Source organism: Sorangium sp. So ce1036 (assembly GCF_051369805.1).
Taxonomy (GTDB): Bacteria; Myxococcota_A; Polyangia; order Polyangiales; family Polyangiaceae; genus Sorangium; species Sorangium cellulosum_F.
Genome location: NZ_JBBMOX010000001.1, coordinates 9,701,484 through 9,720,040, shown reverse-complemented (window position 1 = coordinate 9,720,040; position 18,557 = coordinate 9,701,484). Strand labels below are relative to the sequence as shown.

General features: G+C 72.9%; 13 protein-coding genes. 6 read left to right on the top strand and 7 right to left on the bottom strand.

What is annotated here, in order from left to right; translation table 11 throughout:
• Positions 1-193: 193 nt before the first annotated feature.
• Positions 194-2,056, bottom strand: coding sequence for a molecular chaperone DnaK (gene dnaK / locus WMF31_RS36565; protein ID WP_436606381.1), 1,863 nt, complete (start codon positions 2,054-2,056; stop codon positions 194-196).
• 191 nt (positions 2,057-2,247) lie between these two features.
• Positions 2,248-2,832, bottom strand: a complete 585-nt coding sequence (gene grpE, locus WMF31_RS36560; RefSeq protein WP_436606380.1) for a nucleotide exchange factor GrpE — start codon at positions 2,830-2,832, stop codon at positions 2,248-2,250.
• A 247-nt stretch (positions 2,833-3,079) separates the two neighbouring features.
• On the opposite strand from grpE, the gene WMF31_RS36555 reads away from it, so the two are divergent.
• On the top strand, positions 3,080-4,342 hold the full coding sequence (locus tag WMF31_RS36555) for an aspartate aminotransferase family protein (protein ID WP_436606379.1): 1,263 nt from the start codon (positions 3,080-3,082) through the stop codon (positions 4,340-4,342).
• Position 4,343: 1 nt separating this feature from the next.
• Entirely contained in the window at positions 4,344-6,767 is a 2,424-nt protein-coding gene (locus tag WMF31_RS36550) for an HAD-IC family P-type ATPase (protein WP_436606378.1), read from the top strand.
• A 159-nt stretch (positions 6,768-6,926) separates the two neighbouring features.
• On the opposite strand, the gene WMF31_RS36545 is transcribed toward WMF31_RS36550, so the two are convergent.
• From WMF31_RS36545 to WMF31_RS36535, 3 genes are all read right to left on the bottom strand, one after another.
• On the bottom strand, positions 6,927-7,442 hold the full coding sequence (locus tag WMF31_RS36545) for a Fur family transcriptional regulator (RefSeq protein ID WP_129344112.1): 516 nt from the start codon (positions 7,440-7,442) through the stop codon (positions 6,927-6,929).
• A 98-nt stretch (positions 7,443-7,540) separates the two neighbouring features.
• Positions 7,541-8,602: a hypothetical protein gene (locus WMF31_RS36540; protein ID WP_242515740.1), complete on the bottom strand. Its 1,062-nt coding sequence runs from the start codon at positions 8,600-8,602 to the stop codon at positions 7,541-7,543.
• Positions 8,603-8,672: 70 nt separating this feature from the next.
• The gene (locus WMF31_RS36535; protein ID WP_436606377.1) at positions 8,673-9,464 is read right to left on the bottom strand and encodes an extensin family protein; all 792 of its coding nucleotides are present in this window, start codon (positions 9,462-9,464) and stop codon (positions 8,673-8,675) included.
• A gap of 412 nt (positions 9,465-9,876) precedes the next feature.
• Between WMF31_RS36535 and hrcA the strand changes: the two genes are divergently transcribed.
• The gene (hrcA, locus tag WMF31_RS36530) at positions 9,877-10,920 is read left to right on the top strand and encodes a heat-inducible transcriptional repressor HrcA (protein WP_436606376.1); all 1,044 of its coding nucleotides are present in this window, start codon (positions 9,877-9,879) and stop codon (positions 10,918-10,920) included.
• Here the strand turns inward: hrcA and WMF31_RS36525 are convergent.
• Positions 10,913-11,836 carry an RluA family pseudouridine synthase gene (locus tag WMF31_RS36525; protein WP_436606375.1) on the bottom strand — a complete coding sequence of 308 codons (924 nt, stop codon included), beginning with the start codon at positions 11,834-11,836 and terminating at the stop codon, positions 10,913-10,915. The genes hrcA and WMF31_RS36525 overlap by 8 nt on opposite strands.
• 383 nt (positions 11,837-12,219) lie before the next feature.
• Between WMF31_RS36525 and WMF31_RS36520 the strand changes: the two genes are divergently transcribed.
• Entirely contained in the window at positions 12,220-13,077 is an 858-nt protein-coding gene (locus WMF31_RS36520) for a response regulator transcription factor (RefSeq protein ID WP_436606374.1), read from the top strand.
• A 79-nt stretch (positions 13,078-13,156) separates the two neighbouring features.
• Positions 13,157-15,877, top strand: coding sequence for an ArnT family glycosyltransferase (locus WMF31_RS36515; RefSeq protein ID WP_436606373.1), 2,721 nt, complete (start codon positions 13,157-13,159; stop codon positions 15,875-15,877).
• Positions 15,878-16,229: 352 nt separating this feature from the next.
• On the opposite strand, the gene cobA is transcribed toward WMF31_RS36515, so the two are convergent.
• A complete protein-coding gene (gene cobA / locus WMF31_RS36510) occupies positions 16,230-17,927 on the bottom strand; it encodes a uroporphyrinogen-III C-methyltransferase (protein WP_436606372.1) in 1,698 nt (565 codons plus the stop codon).
• Between the two features lie 111 nt (positions 17,928-18,038).
• Here cobA and WMF31_RS36505 point away from each other — a divergent pair, with 111 nt between their 5' ends.
• Positions 18,039-18,410: a DUF4339 domain-containing protein gene (locus WMF31_RS36505; RefSeq protein WP_436606371.1), complete on the top strand. Its 372-nt coding sequence runs from the start codon at positions 18,039-18,041 to the stop codon at positions 18,408-18,410.
• Positions 18,411-18,557 lie beyond the last annotated feature (147 nt).

Below are 18,557 nucleotides of genomic sequence, written 5' to 3'. Positions count from 1 at the left end.
CTCACCTCCGGGGCCTGCGTTCCGGCGAGCCCCCTTTGTGGCTCGCCCGCACTTCAGCCCCTCCGGGGAGCGCCCAGCGTGCAGCACCACCGGCAGCCGTTCGCCTACAGCGAGCGCGGCGCTCCGGAGGGGGCGGCCCGCGCGCGGCGCGCGCGCCGCTCCTTCCTCCCCGGCTGCGTCGCCCGGCCGCGCGTCACGTCTCAATGGCCTTGCTTGCGCCGGCGTCATCGTCCCCTCCATACATCGACTCCGCGATCCGGAACGCAGCCCCCTCCAGGCGCGCGTACGCGGCCCGGAGCGTGTCGAGGTCGCCGCCGCCGTCGAGCAGCTTGCGCAGCGCGGCGCACTCGGCGTGGACCTCGCCGAGGAGCTCGGCGTCGAGCAGATCTCCATAGCCCTCGAGGGCCTGCTCGGTCGTGTAGACGAGGGTCTCCGCCTGGTTGCGCAGCTCGGCGAGATCGCGGCGGAGCGCGTCGGTCTCCTTGAACCGCTCCCCCTCCGAGACGAGCTGCTCGACCTCGTCCGGCGTGAGGCCGCTCGTCGGGGTCACCCGGACCTCCTGCACCCGCCCCGTCCCGAGATCGCGCGCCTCGACGCGGACGATCCCGTTCTCGTCGATGCGGAAGGTGACCTGGATCTTCGGCAGCCCGCGGGGCGCGGGCGGGATGCCGGTGAGCTCGAAGCGGGCGAGGCTCCGGCAGTCCGCGGCCATCTCGCGCTCGCCCTGGAGCACGTGCACGGGGACGAAGCTCTGGTTGTCGACGCTCGTCGTGAAGATCTCGCTCTTCTCGGTCGGGATCGTGGTGTTCCTCGGGATGAGCTTGTACATCACGCCGCCGCCGGTCTCGACGCCCAGGGACAGCGGCGTCACGTCGAGGAGGAGCACCTCGTCCACGTGCCCCGAGAGGGCGGCGCCCTGGAGCGCCGCGCCGACCGCGACGACCTCGTCGGGGTTCACCCCCTTGTTCGGCTCCCGGCCGAAGAAGTCGCGCACCGCCGCCTGCACGGCGGGCATCCGCGTCATGCCCCCGACGAGGACCACCGTGTTGACCGCCGAGACGGGGATCCTCGCGTCCGCGAGCGTCGCGCGGCAGACGTCGATGGTCCGCCGGACGAGGCTCTCGCAGAGCATCTCGAGCTCGTTGCGCCGCATCGACCGCTCGAGGTGGAGCGGCCCGCCGCTCGGGCCGACGGCGATGAAGGGGATGTTGATCTCGGTCTCGAGCGACGACGAGAGCTCGTGCTTGGCCTTCTCCGCGGCCTCCTTGAGGCGCTGCAGCGCCATGCGGTCCCGGCGCAGATCGATGCGGTGCGCGCGCTCGAACTCGTCGGCGAGCAGATCGATGAGCCGCTGGTCGAAATCCTCCCCGCCGAGGTGGGTGTCGCCGCCGGTCGCCTTGACGCTGAAGACCCCGCTCGCGATCTCGAGGATCGAGATGTCGAACGTCCCACCGCCGAGGTCGTACACGGCGATCGTCTCGGCCGTCGCCTTGTCGAGGCCGTAGGCGAGCGCCGCGGCGGTCGGCTCGTTGATGATCCGGCGCACCTCGAGCCCGGCGATCCGCCCTGCGTCCTTCGTGGCTTGCCGCTGCGCGTCGTCGAAGTAGGCCGGGACGGTGATGACCGCCTCGGTCACCGGCTCACCGAGGAACCGCTCGGCGACCTCCTTCATCTGGCCGAGGATCATCGCGGAGATCTCGGGGGGCGAGTAGCTGCGCCCCTTGACCTCGACCCACGCGTCGCTGTTCTGCGCCTCCACGATCTTGTAGGGGGCGAGCTGGATCTGCTTGCTCACCTCGGGCGCGTCGAACTTGCGGCCCATCAGCCGCTTCACCGCGTAGACGGTGTTCTGCGGGTTCGTGACCGCCTGGCGCCGCGCGACCTGGCCGACCAGGCGCTCGCCGCTCGCCGGGAAGCCGACCACGGAGGGGGTCGTGCGGGCGCCCTCGGCGTTCGGGATCACCCGCACGTCGTTCGCCGAGGCGACGCCTGCCCCTTCCACGACAGCCACACACGAGTTCGTCGTCCCGAGATCGATGCCGATCACCTTCCCCATATGCGGCGAAAGATACTACAGGCCTGGATGCTCTCTGGGTGGGGAGACGCGCCTCGCGTCCGCGATATTTGAGGAGGGGTGCGGCGAGGCGGCGCGCCACGGCAGATCCCGGAGGGGACCAGCACCGTGTTGCGCATGAGGCAGGGGGGTGTGCGCCGGGAGGGATGGGCGCGCGGCGCCGCGCCGGACGCTCAGCTCGCCGCGGGCGCGGGCTCGGCGGGCGGCCCCTTCGAGACGACGACCATGGACGCGCGGATCAGGTAATCGCCCAGGATGTACCCCGGCTGGACCTCCGCGATCACGACGCCGGCCGGGTGCTCGGTCGACTCGAGCTGCTGGATGGCCTCGTGCACGCTGGGGTCGAACGGCTTGCCGACCGCGGGGATGCGCTTGATGCCCATGCGCTCGAGCGTGTCGAGGAACTGCTTGAGGACGATGCGCACGCCGTCGGCCACCGACTTCGCGTCGGGGGCGTTCTCCGCGTGGATGGCGGCGCGCTCGAGGTTGTCGAAGACCGGCAGCAGATCCTTCAGGATCGTCTCGCGGCCGCGGCGCTGCGCCTCGTCGATCTCGCGCCGCGAGCGCTTGCGGAAGTTGTCGAAATCGGCGGCGGTGCGCAGCAGCTGCTCGCGCATCCGCGCGGCCTCGGCCTGCGCCTCGCCGAGTTTGTCTTCGAGTGTGGGGGCTCGCTCCTCCGCGGGCTCGGCGCGCTCCGCGGGCGCCTCCGCCGTCTCCCCAGCCTCGTAGTTCGCCCCATTTTGTTCCGGATCGCTCATGGCCCGCGGCACTATAACCAGCCGCGATCCGCTGGCAATCCGAAGGCCCGCGTCGGCCCGGTCGAGCGCCTCGGCGCCCTCGGGAGGCGACGGCCTGCCCGGGCTCGGGGGGGCTGCGCTCCGGGCCCGCCGCGGACATCCGCGCTCGGGCGCTCTGACCCGCGATTCGCCCGGGTCTCCGGGATCCGCGGCCGGCGGCTCATGGACCGTTTGCTCCGACCCCCTGCCCGGCGTTAGATCGCCCCCCATGAGCATCGCCACAGGCCCCGCCGGCGAACCCCAGCCGGCGAACGCTTCGACGTCCGGCGGCGCGCCTCTCCTCGCCGCGCAGAAGCATCTCCTCGGAAACTACCGCCAGCCCCCGTTCGTCCTCGATCGCGGCAGGGGGTGCGAGCTGTTCGACACGGAGGGGCGTCGGTACCTCGACATGGCCGCCGGCGTGGCGGTGACCTCGCTCGGCCACGCTCACCCGCGGCTCGTGGCGGCCCTCGCCGAGCAGGCGGGCCGGCTCATGCATGTCTCCAACTACTTCTTCAACGCCGAGAACCTCCGCCTCGCCGAGGAGCTCTGCGCGAAGACCGGCTTCGATCGCGCCTTCTTCTGCAACTCGGGCGCGGAGGCGAACGAGGCGATGCTCAAGCTCGCGCGCCGCCACTTCTTCAACCGGGGCGAGGCGGGGCGCTACCGGATCGTCGCGTTCGAGAACGCCTTCCACGGCCGCACGCTCGGCGCGATCGCCCTGACCGGGACGCCGAAGTACCGCGAGGGCTTCGGCCCCTCGCTCGAGGGCGTCACGCACGTGCCCTATGGAGACGTGGCCGCCGTGCGCGCCGCCATGGGCCCGGACGTCGCGGGGATCCTCGTCGAGCCGGTGCAGGGGGAGGGCGGCGTCCTGCCGGCCCCGCCCGGGTTCCTCGCCGAGCTGCGCCGCATCGCCGACGAGCACGGCGCGCTGCTGCTCCTCGACGAGGTGCAGACCGGCATCGGGCGCACGGGGCACTGGCTCGGCGCGATGCACGACGGCGTGGACGGCGACGCGGCGGCGCTCGCCAAGGGGCTCGGCGGCGGGTTCCCCATCGGCGCGCTCGTGCTGCGCGAGCGGCTGAACGGCGCGCTGCCCCCGGGCTCGCACGGCTCGACCTACGGCGGCAACGCGCTCGCGTCCGCCGCGGCGCGCACGGTGCTCGCCGTCGTCGAGGAAGAGAGGCTCTGCGAGGCCGCCCGGGCGCGCGGCGAGCAGCTCGGCCGCGGCCTCGCCGCGATCGCCGAGCGGCTGCCGAACGTGTGCGCCGGCGAGCGCGGGCGCGGCCTGCTCCGCGGGCTCATGCTCGCGCCGGGCGTCGATCCGCGCGCGGCGCTCGGCCGCGTGCGCGACCGGGGCGTGCTGCTCACGCTCGCGGGCAACAACGTGCTCCGGTTCACGCCGCCGCTGATCGTGACCGAGGCCCAGATCGAGGAGGCCCTCGCCGAGGTCGAGGCCGCGCTCGCCGAGATGCCGGTTGCGGGTTGAGGTGGTCGCCTCGCGAGCAGCCGGCCCCGACGTCGCTCCCCTCCCTTGCTCGGGCTGCAGCAAGCTGATCGATCCGCTCCGCGCGGGGCACGTCGCGATCTTCGACCTGCGCTTCCACTACTTCTGCAACACCCGGTGCCGTCACAGCTTCCTCGGGGAGGCGTCGCCGCAGCCGGGTGACGTCCGGCCTGCCGGCCTCGCCGGATCGGGCGCGCCGGCGCTCGGCGCGCCCCGGGCGCTCCCGGCGCCCGGCGGCGCCGGACCACATCCAGCCGCCCCGCGCGCCGAGCCCGCGCGGGCGGGCGCCGACGACGGCGTCGCTCGCCCCGCGGACCTGGACGCGCCGATCGTCGACGCGTTCCCGCCCGTGTCGCTCGACGAGCGGCTCCCGGAGCTGCCCGTCCTCGACGACGATCGCGCGCTGCTCGAGCCGATCGGCAACACGATCCTCTGCGAGGAGCCGCAGCGCCTCGAGGCCGCCGAGGCGCGGGACATCGGCGCGCTCCTGCTCGTGCTGGCGATCATCGCGGGGACGCTCGCCGTCGCGCTCACCCTCGCGGGAGACGCGAAGCTCGTCATCGGCGCCCGCATCGTGCTCGCCACGGTGAGCGCCGGGATGCTCCTCGGCCGCTCCGCCACGACCGCGCGCGACGCCACGGATCCGCACCCGGCGCCGATGCTCGCGCCCGTGCTGGGAGGCCTCGTGGCCGCCGTCTGGGCCCTCTTCGGCGAGGATCGCGCGCTGGCCGCGGAGGCGGCGTCGCTCGCGGGCGTGATCGCCACGGCGAGCGCCGTCAGCGCGTGGCTCATCGAGAGCGCGCGCCACCGCGTCTTCGCGGAGCGGTCCTGGATCGCCTCCGTGCTCTCCGCGCCGGCGCGACGGCCGCCGGAGGCGTGGGCGCCGAGCCAGGCGCCTGCCGACCGTGTCCCCCCGCGCGGTGACGACGGCCTCGCCGGCGGCGCGCTGGAAGAGCCCTACGCCGTGCGGCCTGGCGAGCTCGTCCAGGTGGACCCGGGGGAGATCGTCCCTGTCGATCTCGTGGTGACGGGCGGCGACGTCGAGGTGCTCCCCTGGATCGGCGCGACCACGCCGGCCCGCCGTCGCGACGGCGATCCGGTCATCGCGGGGGCCACCGTGGTCCGGGGCCGCCTCCTCGGCACCTGCACCTTTGCCGGCGGCGACCGCGCCGTCGCGCGCGTGCTGCTCGACCCTCGCCGTCGCGCGGACGCCCTCGCGCCCATCGCGCAGGCGTCGCGCGCGCTGACCGAGCGCTGGGCGATCGGCGCCGCGGCGATCGGCGCGCTGTCCGCGTTCGTCGCCGGGCGGGCTCCGGTCGAGATCGCGATGACGGCGGTCGCGGTGCTCGCCGCGCTCTCGACGGCGGTCACGGCCTCCATCGCGTCGATCCACGTCGCGCGGGGCGTCCTGCTCGGGTTGCGCCGGGGCATCGTCTACAAGAGCGCCGACGCCTGGGACCGCGCCGGTCGCGTCTCGGTCGCCGTGTTCTGCGCCCGCGGCACGCTGCTGCTCGGCGAGCCCGAGCTCGCGGAGCTCGAGGCGACCGGCCCGAAGCTCACGCCGGGCGACGTGCTCGCGCTCGCGGCCGGGGCGGAGCGCACCGAGGAGCACCCCGTCGCGACGGCGATCGTCCGCGCCGCGCGCGTCCGCGGCGTGCGGCCCGACGGCGTGCGCAACCCCAACTTCCATCCGGGCCTCGGCGTGATGGCCGTCACCTCGTCCGGCGAGGAGCTCTGCGTCGGCAACCGGGCGCTCATGCTCGAGCAGCGGATCTCGATCGCCGCGGCCGAGAGCCGCGTGGCCGAGCTCGAGGCGCTGGGCCGCACGGTCGTGCTCGTCGCGGTGGGCGCGCGCCTCGTCGGCCTCATCGGCCTGCAGGACGGGCTCCGCCCCGGGGCGCGGGCCGCCATCCAGCACCTGCTCGACGCTCAGGTCGAGCCCGTGCTGATGTCGGGCGACGCGCGCGAGACGTGCGAGGCGATCGGTCGCTCGCTCGACATCGAGCACATCCGCCCCGAGATCCTCCCCGCGGATCGCGGCGCGGAGGTGCGTCGCCTGATCGACGCGGGCACGAGCGTCGCCGTCCTCGGCCACGCGGGCGTCGACGACGCCGCGCTCGGCGCCGCGGACGTCTCCGTGGCCCTCGGCGCCGCCGGCTCTGCGCCGGCCGACTTCGCCGCGGTCCTCGCGTCCGACGACGTCCGCGACGCCGCCCTCTCCCTCGCGCTCGCCCACCGCACGCGCCTGGAGGCCCGCGTCGGCCTCGCGCTGAGCGTCGCCCCTGCGCTCGTCGGCTCCGCGGTCGTCTCCGCCCTCGTGCTCCCGCCGGCCTACGCCCCCATCGCGGCGCTGCTCGGCGGCGCGGTGGCGGTCGTCCACGCCCGTGCGCTCGACGCGAAGAGCTGAAGAGCGGGGCTCACCCGCTTCGGATACGGGCCCATCTCGACGTTTTCGGTGCTCAGCGCACTGGATGGAGTGCGCTTGCGCGCCGAAAACGCCGAGCTGGACCCGTCTCCTGTGCGGGTGACCCCCGCTCTGTTTGCGCCAGAGGTGGGGGGGACCGCGCTAGGCGATGCCGGACACGGGGGCGTCCTTGGCGTCGCGGCAGTCCGCGCAGACGCCGTACATCTCGTGCTTGTGCCAGTTCACCTCGAACCCGTACTTCGCGGCGATCTCGTCCTGGAGCGCCTCGATGCGCGGCTCCTCGAACTCGATGATCTTCCCGCAGCTGACGCAGATCAGGTGGTCGTGGTGCGCGCTGGCGTCGTCCGCCAGCTCGTAGCGGCTGAGGCCGTCGCCGAAGCGGCGCTCGGACGCCACGCCGCACTCCGCGAGCAGCTTGAGCGTCCGGTACACGGTCGCGTACCCGATGCCGCGATCCCGCGCGCGCACCTCCGTGAGGAGGTCCTCGATGGTCATGTGCGGGGCGCCCGAGAAGAACGTGTCGACGATCAGCCGGCGCTGTGCGGTCGACCGCAGCCCCTTCTTGGCCATGTACGCCTGAAGACGAGCGCGCAGCCGATCGAGGGCAACCTTGTCGACGTGGGTCACGCTGTGCCCCTCTTTGGCGATGACGGCCATGGCGAGTTTATCCCGTTCGCCGCGAAGCGCGTCAAGGCCAGCGGCCACGCCCGCCCGGCGCCCCGATGCCCCGCGGCGTTCGTCAGCCGCTCGCTGGCTCACTCACCGAGCTGTGCCAGGTAGCTGACCTGCGCGGCCGAGCCCCCGAGGGGGCTGAGGAGGGTGATCGGGGGCGCGACGAGCCCCGCCGCCGCTGTGTTGTCGATGACGACGTAATACAGGCCCGGGCGCAGCGCGTAGCGCCGCGTCTCGGTGAGCCCGGGCTGGAGCGGGCCGCCCGCGTGCACGGGGCCGGGCGGGGGGCCGAGGGGCTGGCCGGTCTGGTAGGCCTCTCGCCAGGCGTCGCCCGTCGGCTTGTCGACGACCATCACGTCCACCGGCGGGCCCTGCACGCTGATCTTGAGGTAGAGCGCCTGGTCCGAGTCGGCGATCTCGAACGGCCCGAGGAAGTCGCGCTGGTGCGCGTTCACCTCGACCACCTCGTTGGCGAACGTGTACCGCTCGTCGTCGTCGACCTGGAACGGGTGGTGCGGCCTGAGGGGCGGCATGAGGATCCCCAGCGTGAAATCCTTCCCCGTGTCCTCGTTGTAGAGCACCGTGAACCCGCGGGTCATCTCGCCGGCGACGATCTGGTTGCCGACGAGGTTGGCGAGCCCGCCGAACGGCGGGACGTTCGCCATCACATCGATGACGGGGTTCTCGACGTAGCCGAGCTGGAAGCTCGGCCCCTGCACGATCCGGTTGAGGCGCCCCCACACGTAGATGTCGTCCCCCGCGATCTGGAAGTCGGGCCGGTACTCGACGGACGTCGTGAGCGAGAAGCCCACCCGCTTGGCCGGCTGCAGGTAGCCGTACCCCGTCCCGGCGATGTGCACGGTGACCGTCTGGGCCGCGTCGTTGGTGTCGTACGAGCACTGCATCGGGAAGAACCGGCCGATGGCCGGCGACCTGTCCTGCAGGCGCAGCGAGACGCCGCTCTTCAGCATCTCGGGGCAGATCTTGCTGGCGCCGAAGTTCGAGAAGAGAAACCAGCGGAGGCCTGGGCTCGCGTTCACCGGGCCGCTGATGCAGGGGCAGCCGACGAACGTGAACGACAGCGCGATCGCGGCGAGCAGCAGGGGAGCGGGCGCGCTGGGCAGGGACGGTCTTCGTGCGGGCACGCGGGGTAACATAGCGGGTCGACCTCGGGGCGAGAGCGGCTTTGCTCCCGGGAGGGCTTCCCCTCCCGGATCAGCGCAACAGATGCCATTGGACGTCGGGGGTCACCTCCAGATGCAGGTGGTTTCTGTGCGCCCGGTCGTAGTTGGGGGTGAGGATCGACGTGAAGATGTGCTGGTCCGCGGCCTCGCACACGATGGAGCGCAGCTCGCGCGTCGCCGCGTCTGCGGCGGGGCCGCGTGCCCTCCGCCCCGTCGCGCCGCGCTTCCCGACCGCCCCGGTGCCCTCGCCGCACACCGGCGCGCCGCGCCTGCCGGCGAAGTCGCGCTCGACGTCGAGCCATCGCTCGGCGGGGTCGTCGGGGGCGCGCTTCTTGATGAACCTGTACGGGTCGATGGCGAGCCCGCCGGGGTGCCTCGTCGCGAGCTTGCCTTCCGGCCACATCCTCGACGGGGGCCGCCAGGCGGAGAACATCAGCACCTCGTCGATGTCGTGCACGCGCAGGATCTTGCTGAAGTCCGAGAGCGCGAGCGCGAGGCGGCAGTCGAAGACGTCGTACGGGTTCTCCGCGCGCCGGTGGGCCGGCAGGGCCGTCCGGTACAGGACCCCGCCGACGCCCTGCATGAGCCGCACCGGCGCGAGCACGCCGGGCGCGCGCCGCACCGGCTCGAAGGCGATCTTCCGCCGGACGAGCTCCTTCCGGCACTGCGCGGCGCTCATGGCCGCGTAGCGCGCCGACGGGTAGCTGGCCCAGTCCTGATGGAAGCGCACCTTCGGCTTTCCCTCGGCGCTGGGCGCCGCTGCGAGCGGAGCGAGCGCGAGGGCGAGCGCGCAGGCGGTGATGGCGTGACGTGCGGGCGGCATCGTTGCGGGTGGACGGGTCACGCCCGCGCCGCGCTGCCCGCTCCAGGGGAGGCGCCGGCGCGTCCGTGGACCCAGGGGAAACCCGGAAGAAAACGAACGGAAACGGAGACGAACGAACAAACGAGCAAACGAGCAAACGAGCAAACGAGCGCGGACGAACAAACGAGCGCGAACGAACAAACGAGGACGAACGACGACAAACGTCGGCGCCCGGCCGGACCCATCCTACCGCGCCATTTGACCGGACCGCGCGATCGCCTCAAAATAGTGACCTGTGCGCCCGTGGGCCCAGCGCCCGCTCGCGCGCCTTGACGTATGGAAGCGAAGGTCCGGTCCGAATGGCTTCCCGGTCCGGGCATGCCCGGGGCCAGGCAGCCACACGCGGCGCGGTCGCGCGCTGCACGCAGTCGCCATGGGTGATCTTTCCAATCGCGCTCGAAAGATCCTGTTCGCCGCGGTCACCGAGTTCATCGCGACGGGCGATCCCGTGGGCAGCAGGACGCTCGCGCGGAAGTACGGGCTCGATCTCTCGGCCGCCTCGATCCGCAACGTGCTCGCGGACCTCGAGGAGGCCGGTTACCTCCACCAGCCGCACACGTCGGCGGGGAGGATCCCGACCGATCGCGCGCTCCGGCTGTTCATCGACGCGCTCGTCGAGCTCCGGACGCTCTCGCCCGAGCAGCAGGCCGAGCTCAGCGCCCGCTTCGCCGAGATCTACGCGCTGGCGAGCGATCCGCTCCGCGAGACGGGGCGCTACCTCTCGGAGCTGTCCGGGGCCGCGGCGGTCGTCGCGGCGCCCCGCCCGGAAATCCGCGCCCTCTCGCAGCTGCGCTTCATCCCGACGAAGCCGGGGCAGCTGCTCGCCGTGCTCGTCTTCGCCGACGGCTCGGTGGAGAACCGCTTCATCTCGGTCGACGAGGTGATCGACGAGGCGGAGCTCACCCGGATCCACAACCTGCTCGCCGACGTCATCGAGGGGCGCACCCTCGGCGAGATCCGGGACCTGTTCGCCCGCCGCCTCGCGGACGAGCGCCTCCAGATCGATGCGCTGCGGCGCCGCGCCTTCGCGCTCGGCAGCAAGGCGATGGCCGACGTGGCGCGGCGGAGCGAGGTCGTCATCGAGGGGCAGAACCGCCTGATCGACCTACCGGAGTACGCCGACGTCGATCGGCTCAAGAAGCTGATGCGGGCGCTCGAGGAGCGCGAGGAGCTCGTCGATCTGCTCGACCGGACCCTGGCCGCCGGCGCGGGCGAGGTGACCGTCTTCGTCGGCAGCGAGGCGGGCGATCTGGGCGGAGGCCAGCTCAGCCTCGTCGCCGCGCCCTACATGGAGAACGGGCGCATCGCCGGGACCGTGGGCGTGCTCGGCCCGACCCGGATGGATTACGCGAAGGTGATGCCGCTCGTCGACGCCACCGCCGCGGCGATGAGCGAGGCTCGCGGCAAGGTCAAGTAGCGCCCTCGCCCTGGGCCTCGCGGAGCCGCTCGAGCACGTCGTCGAAGTCGGGGGGCGGAGGCGCCTGGAACCGCATCGGCCGGTCGTCGGCCGGGTGGTTGAAGCCGAGCTCGGCGGCGTGGAGCATCAGCCGCGGGGCAGGGAGCCTCGCCCCGCGGTGGTCGCGCACGTAGACCGTCTCGCCGACGAGCGGGTGCCCGGCCTCCGCCAGGTGGATGCGGATCTGGTGCGTGCGCCCCGTCTCGAGCCGGCAGGCGACCAGCGTCGCGGCCGGGGCGCCTTCGGCTTGCTGCCCTCCCCGGAGCGCCTCGATCGGCTCCACGTGCGTCACCGCGAGCTGCCCCTCGCGCCGGCCTCCTCTCGCGGAGCCACGCAGCCCGTCCCCCCGATCCTCGACGAGGTAGGTGCGGTAGGTGCCGCGCGGGACGGCGCCGTGCGCGAGCGCCAGGTACTGCCGGTGCATCGCGCGCACGCGGAGCTGCTGCGCGAGGTGCTTCTTCGCGGCGAGGGTCCGCGCGAAGACGAGCAGCCCGCTCGTGCCCTTGTCGAGGCGCTGCACCACGCCGAGCGGCGCCCGCCCGCGCAGGCGGTCGCGCCGGGCGAGCACCTCCCGCACGAGCGCGTCGAGCGTCGCGGCCTGCTCGGCGGGGTCCTCGTCGCCGTACGGGATCGTGCTCACCCCGGCGGGCTTGTTCACCACGACGACGCTCGCGTCCACGTAGACCACGAGCTCGCCCTCGAGCCTCCGCCGCCGCACGGTCTCCGGCCGCGGCGCGCTCAGCCGGACCTCGATCCGCTCGCCGTCGAGCACCCGCCGCCGCGGGCTCGTCGCCACCGCGCTCCCGACCAGCACCTTGCCGGTCTCGATCAGCCGGCGCGCGTCGGACCACGACACCGAGGCGAGCGCCCGGATCACGCCGTCGAGCGGCCGCCTGGCGAGCTCTGCGGGGACGGTCCAGCGGCCATCCCGGGGAGGGCGCGCCGGCGCGGCCGGGTCGACGCCGGCCTGCTCAGCGTCGTCCGGGGGGGGCCGGCGGGGCGGGGGGGCAGCAGGGCGGGGCGGGGGGGCAGCAGGGCGGGGCGGGGGGGCAGCAGGGCGGGGCGGGCGCATGGGGGCCTGTGGGGGGCGCCTCGCCTTTCCCGCCAGCGCGGGACCGGGCTCTACCGGCGCGGAACACGCCCATTCGCGGGGCCGCGGGGCGAAACACACCGCGAATGTTGACACATCGCGCGACCGGGACCGAAGATATCCAGCGCAGTCCTCGCTTTCTGACGCCATCTCTGAGAGGAGACCCGTTCGTGGCCAGCACCCTTCTCGCCGTAGACGACAGCGTGACCATGCGCAAAGTGCTCGAAATCACCTTTGCGGGTCAGGATTTCCGCGTCGTGACGGCGAGCAGCGCCGACGCTGCGCTGCAGAAGCTCAAGAGCGACAAGCCCGACCTGGTGATCGCCGACCTCACGCTCGAGCCGAAGAACGGCTACGAGCTCTGCAAGGCGATCAAGCAGGCGTCACCGGCGACGCCCGTCCTGATCCTGTCGTCGAAGCAGAACCCGTTCGATCCTGCGAAGGGCTCGAGCGTGCAGGCCGACGACCACATGGACAAGCCGTTCGACACGCAGCAGATGATCGACAAGGTCAAGAAGCTGCTGGCGTCGCGCGGCGAGGGCAAGCCGGCGGCCGCTGCAGCAGCGCCAGCCGCCGCAGCCGCGCGGCCGGCCGCCGCGGCGGCTCAACCGGCGGCCGCGGCGCAGCCCGCCGCGGCGGCGAGCCCGCTCCAGCGCGCGAGGACGCTCATCTACACGCCCAACGCGCCGGCCACGAGCGCGGCTCCGGCCCAGGCGACCGCCAAGGCGTCGTCGGGCGCAGCGCCGAACGTGCCGGTGACGACGACGATGGCGTTCTCGCCGACGCCGGTCTCCGGGGTGCCGAACGTGCAGAAGGCGTCCTCGGGGCCTGCGGCGGTCGCGGCCGCGACGTCCGCGCAGCTCAACGGCCAGATGGCGAGCCAGCTCGAGGGGCTCGGCCTCACCGCCGAGCAGGTGGAGGCCGTCATGGCGCTGTCCCGCGACGTGGTGGAGCGCGTCGTCTGGGAGGTCGTCCCCGTCCTCGCGGAGACGCTCATCAAGGAAGAGATCGCGCGCTTGACGAAGTAGCCGCGCGCCGGCCGCTGGCCGCTTTTCCCGGCGGCGCAGCGTTGCTACGGCAGGGCCGCGCCTCGCGTTCGGCGCAGCCATGAGCGACACGCACGACAAGAGCAGCGGCGCGCCCATGGGCACGGGCGGCCGGGCGATCGATCCCGACGCCGACGAGGCGCGCTTCGTCCCGCCGGGCAATCCACTCCGCCCGCGCGGCGCGGCCGTCTTTGCCGCGGGCGCCCTCCTCGCGTTCGTCGTGATGGCGCTCGCGCCGCAGTACCGCTGGGGGGTCCCGGTTGGCGCGCTCGGGATCGCCGTCGCGACGCTCGGCCTGCTCGATCTGCTCGGCACGTTCGACGATCCACCCGAGCGCGTCGCGGCGCGCGTCGGGATCCGTGAGCTGCTCGGTCCGCTGGCGCTGCTCGGGGGCGGGGTCGCCGCGCTCGTCGCCCTCGTCACCCTCAGCGTGGCGGGCCACCTCCCGCCGACCCCCTTCGCGCGGGGCGACTCGCCCGCGCCGCTGGCGCTGGCGTCCTCGGCCATCACGATCCCCGCGGCGTTCCTCACGGCCGTGGTCGGCGCGTACCGGCTCGGCGAGCGCCTCGGCCCCTACCGCGTCGACGAGGCGGGGGCTCCGCGCCCGCTGTTCCGGCGCCATGGCTTCTGGCTCGTCGCGCTCGTCACGCTGCTCTACCTGCCGATGCTCGGGAGCCACTCGCTCACCGATCCCTGGGAGACGCACTACGGCGAGGTCGCCCGCGAGATCCTGGCGAGGAACGACTGGATCTCCCTCTGGTGGGCGCAGGACGGGTGGTTCTGGTCGAAGCCGGTGCTCGACTTCTGGATGCAGGCGCTCGCCATGGCGACCTTCGGCGTCCGCTACCGGCCGGGGGAGATGCTCTCGGCGGTCGCCGAGGGGCGCACGCCGTGGCCGGAGTGGGCGGTCAGGCTGCCGATCTTCGCGCTGACGCTCATCGCGGTCTACCTCCTCTACAAGGCCGTCGCGAGGACCTTCAGCCGTCGCGCCGGGCTGCTCGCGGGGGTCGTCCTCTCGACGATGCCGCAGTGGTTTTTGGTCTCTCATCAGACCATGACCGACATGCCGTTCGTCGCGACCATGGCCGCGGCGATGGCGCTCTTTCTGCTGGGCATCCACGCCGACGAGGCCGAGGAGGCGCGCGTCTACGAGGTCGACCTCGGCGTGCTCAAGGTGGGCCTCTCGGTCTACCACCTCGTGCTCGGGGCCATCATCGCGTGCGCCTTGCCGCAGATCCTCTACCTGCTCTCGCGTCACCTCGAGATCCGCGTGGCGCCGCTCGGCCTGCGGCTCCACGACGACGTCTTCAGCTCGGGCTCTGCTGGCAATTGCGGGCTCCCCGGCAACGAGCCCTGCCGCTCGGTGCTGCCCGTGCTCCCCGGCCTGAAGCCGGCGCTCCAGGCGCTCATCTGGGCGCAGACGCTCGGCATCGTGCTGTACGCGAGCTGGGGCGAGCGGCGCGTGCAACGGCTCCTCTTCCTCGCGGCGTGGTTCTTCGCCGCGCTGTCGACGATGGCGAAGGGGCCCGCGGGCTTCGGCCTCCCGGTGCTGTGCGCGCTCGCGTACGTCGTCGTCTCCGGGCGGCACCGCGACCTGCTCAAGATGGAGATCCCGGTGGGCCTGCTCGTGCTCGCGTGCGTCGCGCTGCCCTGGTTCGTCGCGATGTACGCGCGCCACGGCCAGCCGTTCACCGACCGGCTGCTCTTCCACGACATGTTCAAGCGCGCGTTCACCCACGTCCACGACACGAACGAGGGGGACGACGTGAGCTTCCGCTACTACGTGTGGCAGCTCGGCTACGCGATGTTCCCGTGGACGGGGCTCGTGCCCGCTTCGCTGCTGTGGTGGCTCAGGCGGCGCGAGGGGGGCGCCACGGGAGAGCCTGGCTCGGTCGAGGCCCGAAGGAGCGACGCCTCGGTGTTCCTGGCGATGTGGTTCCTCTTCGGCTTCGCGCTCTTCTCGCTGATGCTGACGAAGTTCCACCACTACATCCTGCCGGCCGTGCCGCCGGCCGCGATGCTCACGGGGATCCTGCTCGACGACATGCTGCGGCTGGAGGGGGCCGCGGGGATCGCGCGCCGCGTCCAGGGCGCCTCGACGCGAGCGCTCTCGACGCGCCTGCGCCCGGAGATCACCTACGAGCGCGCGATGCTCGGCGCCGTCGCGATCGGCGCTGCGCTCCTGGTCTTCCTCGTCGGGCGCGATCTCGCGATGGCGCGCGAGGGGCAGCCGAGCCAGGCGCGGCTGCTGCACCTGTTCACGTACAACTACAAGCGCCCCTGGCCGCCGTCGCTCGACTTCTCCGCGACGCTATGGGCCTTCACCGCCGCCGCCGCGATCCTTTGCTCTCTGCTGGTGATCGCGCGCCTTCGCCGCCACGTCCTCTACGCGCTCGTCGCGCTCGCGGTCGCGTTCGCGGCGTGGGGGCTCGACGTGTACTTCGTGCGGACGTCGCCGCACTGGGGCCAGCGCGAGACGTTGCTCGCCTACATGCGCGCGAGCCAGGACGTCCCCGGGCCGCTCGTCGCTTACCAGATGAACTGGAAGGGCGAGAACTTCTACGCCGGCAACCGGGTGCCCGCGTTCGTGTCGAGCGGGAAGAGGTTCCAGGACTACATCAACGAGCAGAAGAGGAAGGGCGTGAAGACCTTCTACTTCGTCACCGAGCACGGGCGCATCAACGCGCTCTCGAACGAGCTCGGCAGCCCGCGCATCTTCGAGAGGCTCACCTCCCCCGAGCTCAACAACAAGTTCCTCGTGGTTCGAGCAACCTTCGAATGAGCCAACGGGCGCCGCTGAGGAGGCTCATCTCCCCGAGCTGCCCAGCCGCATCGCGGCTCGCCTGCGCCGCCCTGAGGTGTGGGGTCTCGGTTATTTGGCAGGGTTGCTGTATCGGGAGAGCCCTTGCAACTCTGTCGGTGTGAGCGCGCAGCGACGCAAGGGAGATCCCGGTAGAACAGGCCAAGTAGCTGAATTTTCTACTGGAAGGCCCAGGCACGCCTCCTGCTCTTCTGCGGGCGAGCGTCGCAGCGGAGACCTTCCCCCCCCAGGTCCGCTGCGACGCTTTTTTGCTTCAAGCCGCCACGGGCCACGAGCCGTTCTGGTCGGGCCGCCATCGCGTCGAGCGCCCGCGCTACACGGCGGTCGTCGTGCTGGAGCGCAGCGATGCGAGGTGTCGATCGAGCGCGTCCAGGAGCCCTGGGATGGTGCTCACCTCGGCGGTGACCCCGACCCGGAGCCCTCGCTTCTCGGCGGTCGCGGTCGTGATCGGCCCGATGCTCGCGACGAGCACGCCGTCGAGCCGCGCCGCGGCGTCGTCGCCGAGGAGATCGCAGAGGCTGTCGACGGTGCTGCTCGACGTGAGCAGCACGACGTCGATCTGCCCCGCCCCGAGCGCCCGGAGCAGCTCGTCGCGGCGCTCCGCCGGCGCGGGGCGGGTCTCGTAGACCGGCACGACATCGACCTCGCAGCCCGCGGCGCGCAGGCGCTCGGGCAGGACCTCGCGCGCGACGAGCGCGCGCGGAAGGAGGACGCGCACCGGGGGAGGGGCCTTCCTGCGCTCCGCCAGCACGGGATCCGCGAGGATGGCCTCCGCGAGCTCCTCGCCCCGGAACTCGCTCGGGATGATGTCGGCGCGGATGCCGCGACCGGCGAGCGCGGCGGCCGTCCCGGCGCCGATGGCGGCGATGCGGGCGACGCCGAAGGCGCGCGCGTCCATGCCGAGCCGCGTGAGCTCGCCGAAGAAGCTGGCCACCCCGTTCTCGCTCGTGAACACGACGAGGTGGTACCCGGAGAGCCCGCGGACCGCCTCGGTGACGCGCGCGGGGTCGGGCGGCGGGTGGATCTCGATGGTCGCGAGCTCCACCGCCTCGCCGCCTCGCTGGCGGATGAGCCTCGACGTCGAGCGCGCCTGGTGGCGCGGCCGGGTCACGAGCACCCGCTTGCCGAACAGCGGCTTCCGGTCGAACCAGCGCAGCGCGTCGCGCAGGCCCGTGACCGCGCCGACGACGAGCACCGCGGGGCTCTCTAGCCCCGCCTCCCGGATGCGGCGGGGCAGGTCGTCGAGGCGAGTCGTGACGACGCGCTGCTCGGCGCGGGTGCCCCACTGGATCGCCGCCGCGGGCGTCGAGGGCTCGCGGCGCCCCGGTCCGAGCAGGCCCGCGACGACGGCGTCGATGGCCTGCATGCCCATGAGGACGCAGATGGTCCCGCGGACCGAGGCGAGCTCGCTCCAGTCGAACGGCTTGCCCGCCCGCGTGACGCCGCTGACGATCATCACGCTCGAGGCGATGTTCCGGTGGGTGAGCGAGATGCCCGCGTAGGCCGTCGCGCCGAGCGGAGAGCACACACCCGGCACCACCTCGAAGGGGACCCCGGCCCGCGCGAGCGCCTCCGCCTCCTCCGAGCCGCGCCCGAACAGGAACGGATCGCCGCCCTTCAGGCGGACGACGCTGCGCCCCGCGCGCCCGAGCGCGACGAGCTCCGCGTCGATCTCGGCCTGCTTCGCGTCCTTCGCGACCCGATCGCCGCCGCGCTTGCCGACCGAGCGCACCTCTGCGCCCTCCCGCACGCCGTCCAGCAACGAGGTGTGGACGAGCTCGTCGTGCAGCACGACATCGGCCGTCGCGAGGAGCTCCGCGCCGCGCAGGGTGAAGAGCCCGGGATCCCCCGGGCCCGCGCCGACGAGGTACACGACGCCCGGCCTGGCCGCGCCAGGCGCCCCCCCCGAGAGCGCCGCAGGCGCGGCGCCGTGGCCGCCCTCCGGAGCCTTCGAGGCATCGAGACGCCTGGGACGCACCATCAAACTCCCGTCGTTCTCTCGCTCATTCATGGGCAGACGTTTCTTGTCCTATCGATCCTGGGGTCGGGTTGACTCGTTGCGTTATGTTCCTAGAATCGCGCCCGCTTCATTCAACATCCGACGGTTTCTGGAGACCATTCGATGAGATCTGTGAAACTGTTCAGGGAGCTGTTGAGCTCGGGGTGTGGCTTCACGGACCGATGGTACGTCAGCAATGGCGAGCAATCGGTCGGGCCGGTCACCCTCGACCAGCTCGCGCGCGGCATCGAGTGCGGAAGGGTCCCGCTGGACAGCTTCGTCCGCAATGAGGCCTGGACCGTGTGGTGTCCGCTGTCCGACATCGCCATGGTCACGGTCGCCGGCTCGGCGCCGCCCGCAGGGCCGCTGGACGAGGCGTCTGCTGCGGGCGACGGCGACACGGGCGCGCCGCCCCCCCAGGCCGTGGCCTCGGCGCGCCACGGTCACGCGTCGATGGTGCGCTCCGCCGGGCGCCCCGGCGCAGCGCACGGATGAGCGGCGTCCGCGCGCCCGGTCTGCGCCGGGCGCGCGCGCCGCACGCGGCGCAGACCGGGCGCGGCCGGACGGGAGAGCGGGGGCCTGTCTCATGCTGGCGGCGGGCGAACCCTAGCCGATCCGCGGCGCGCGGGCGATCGGCCCGGC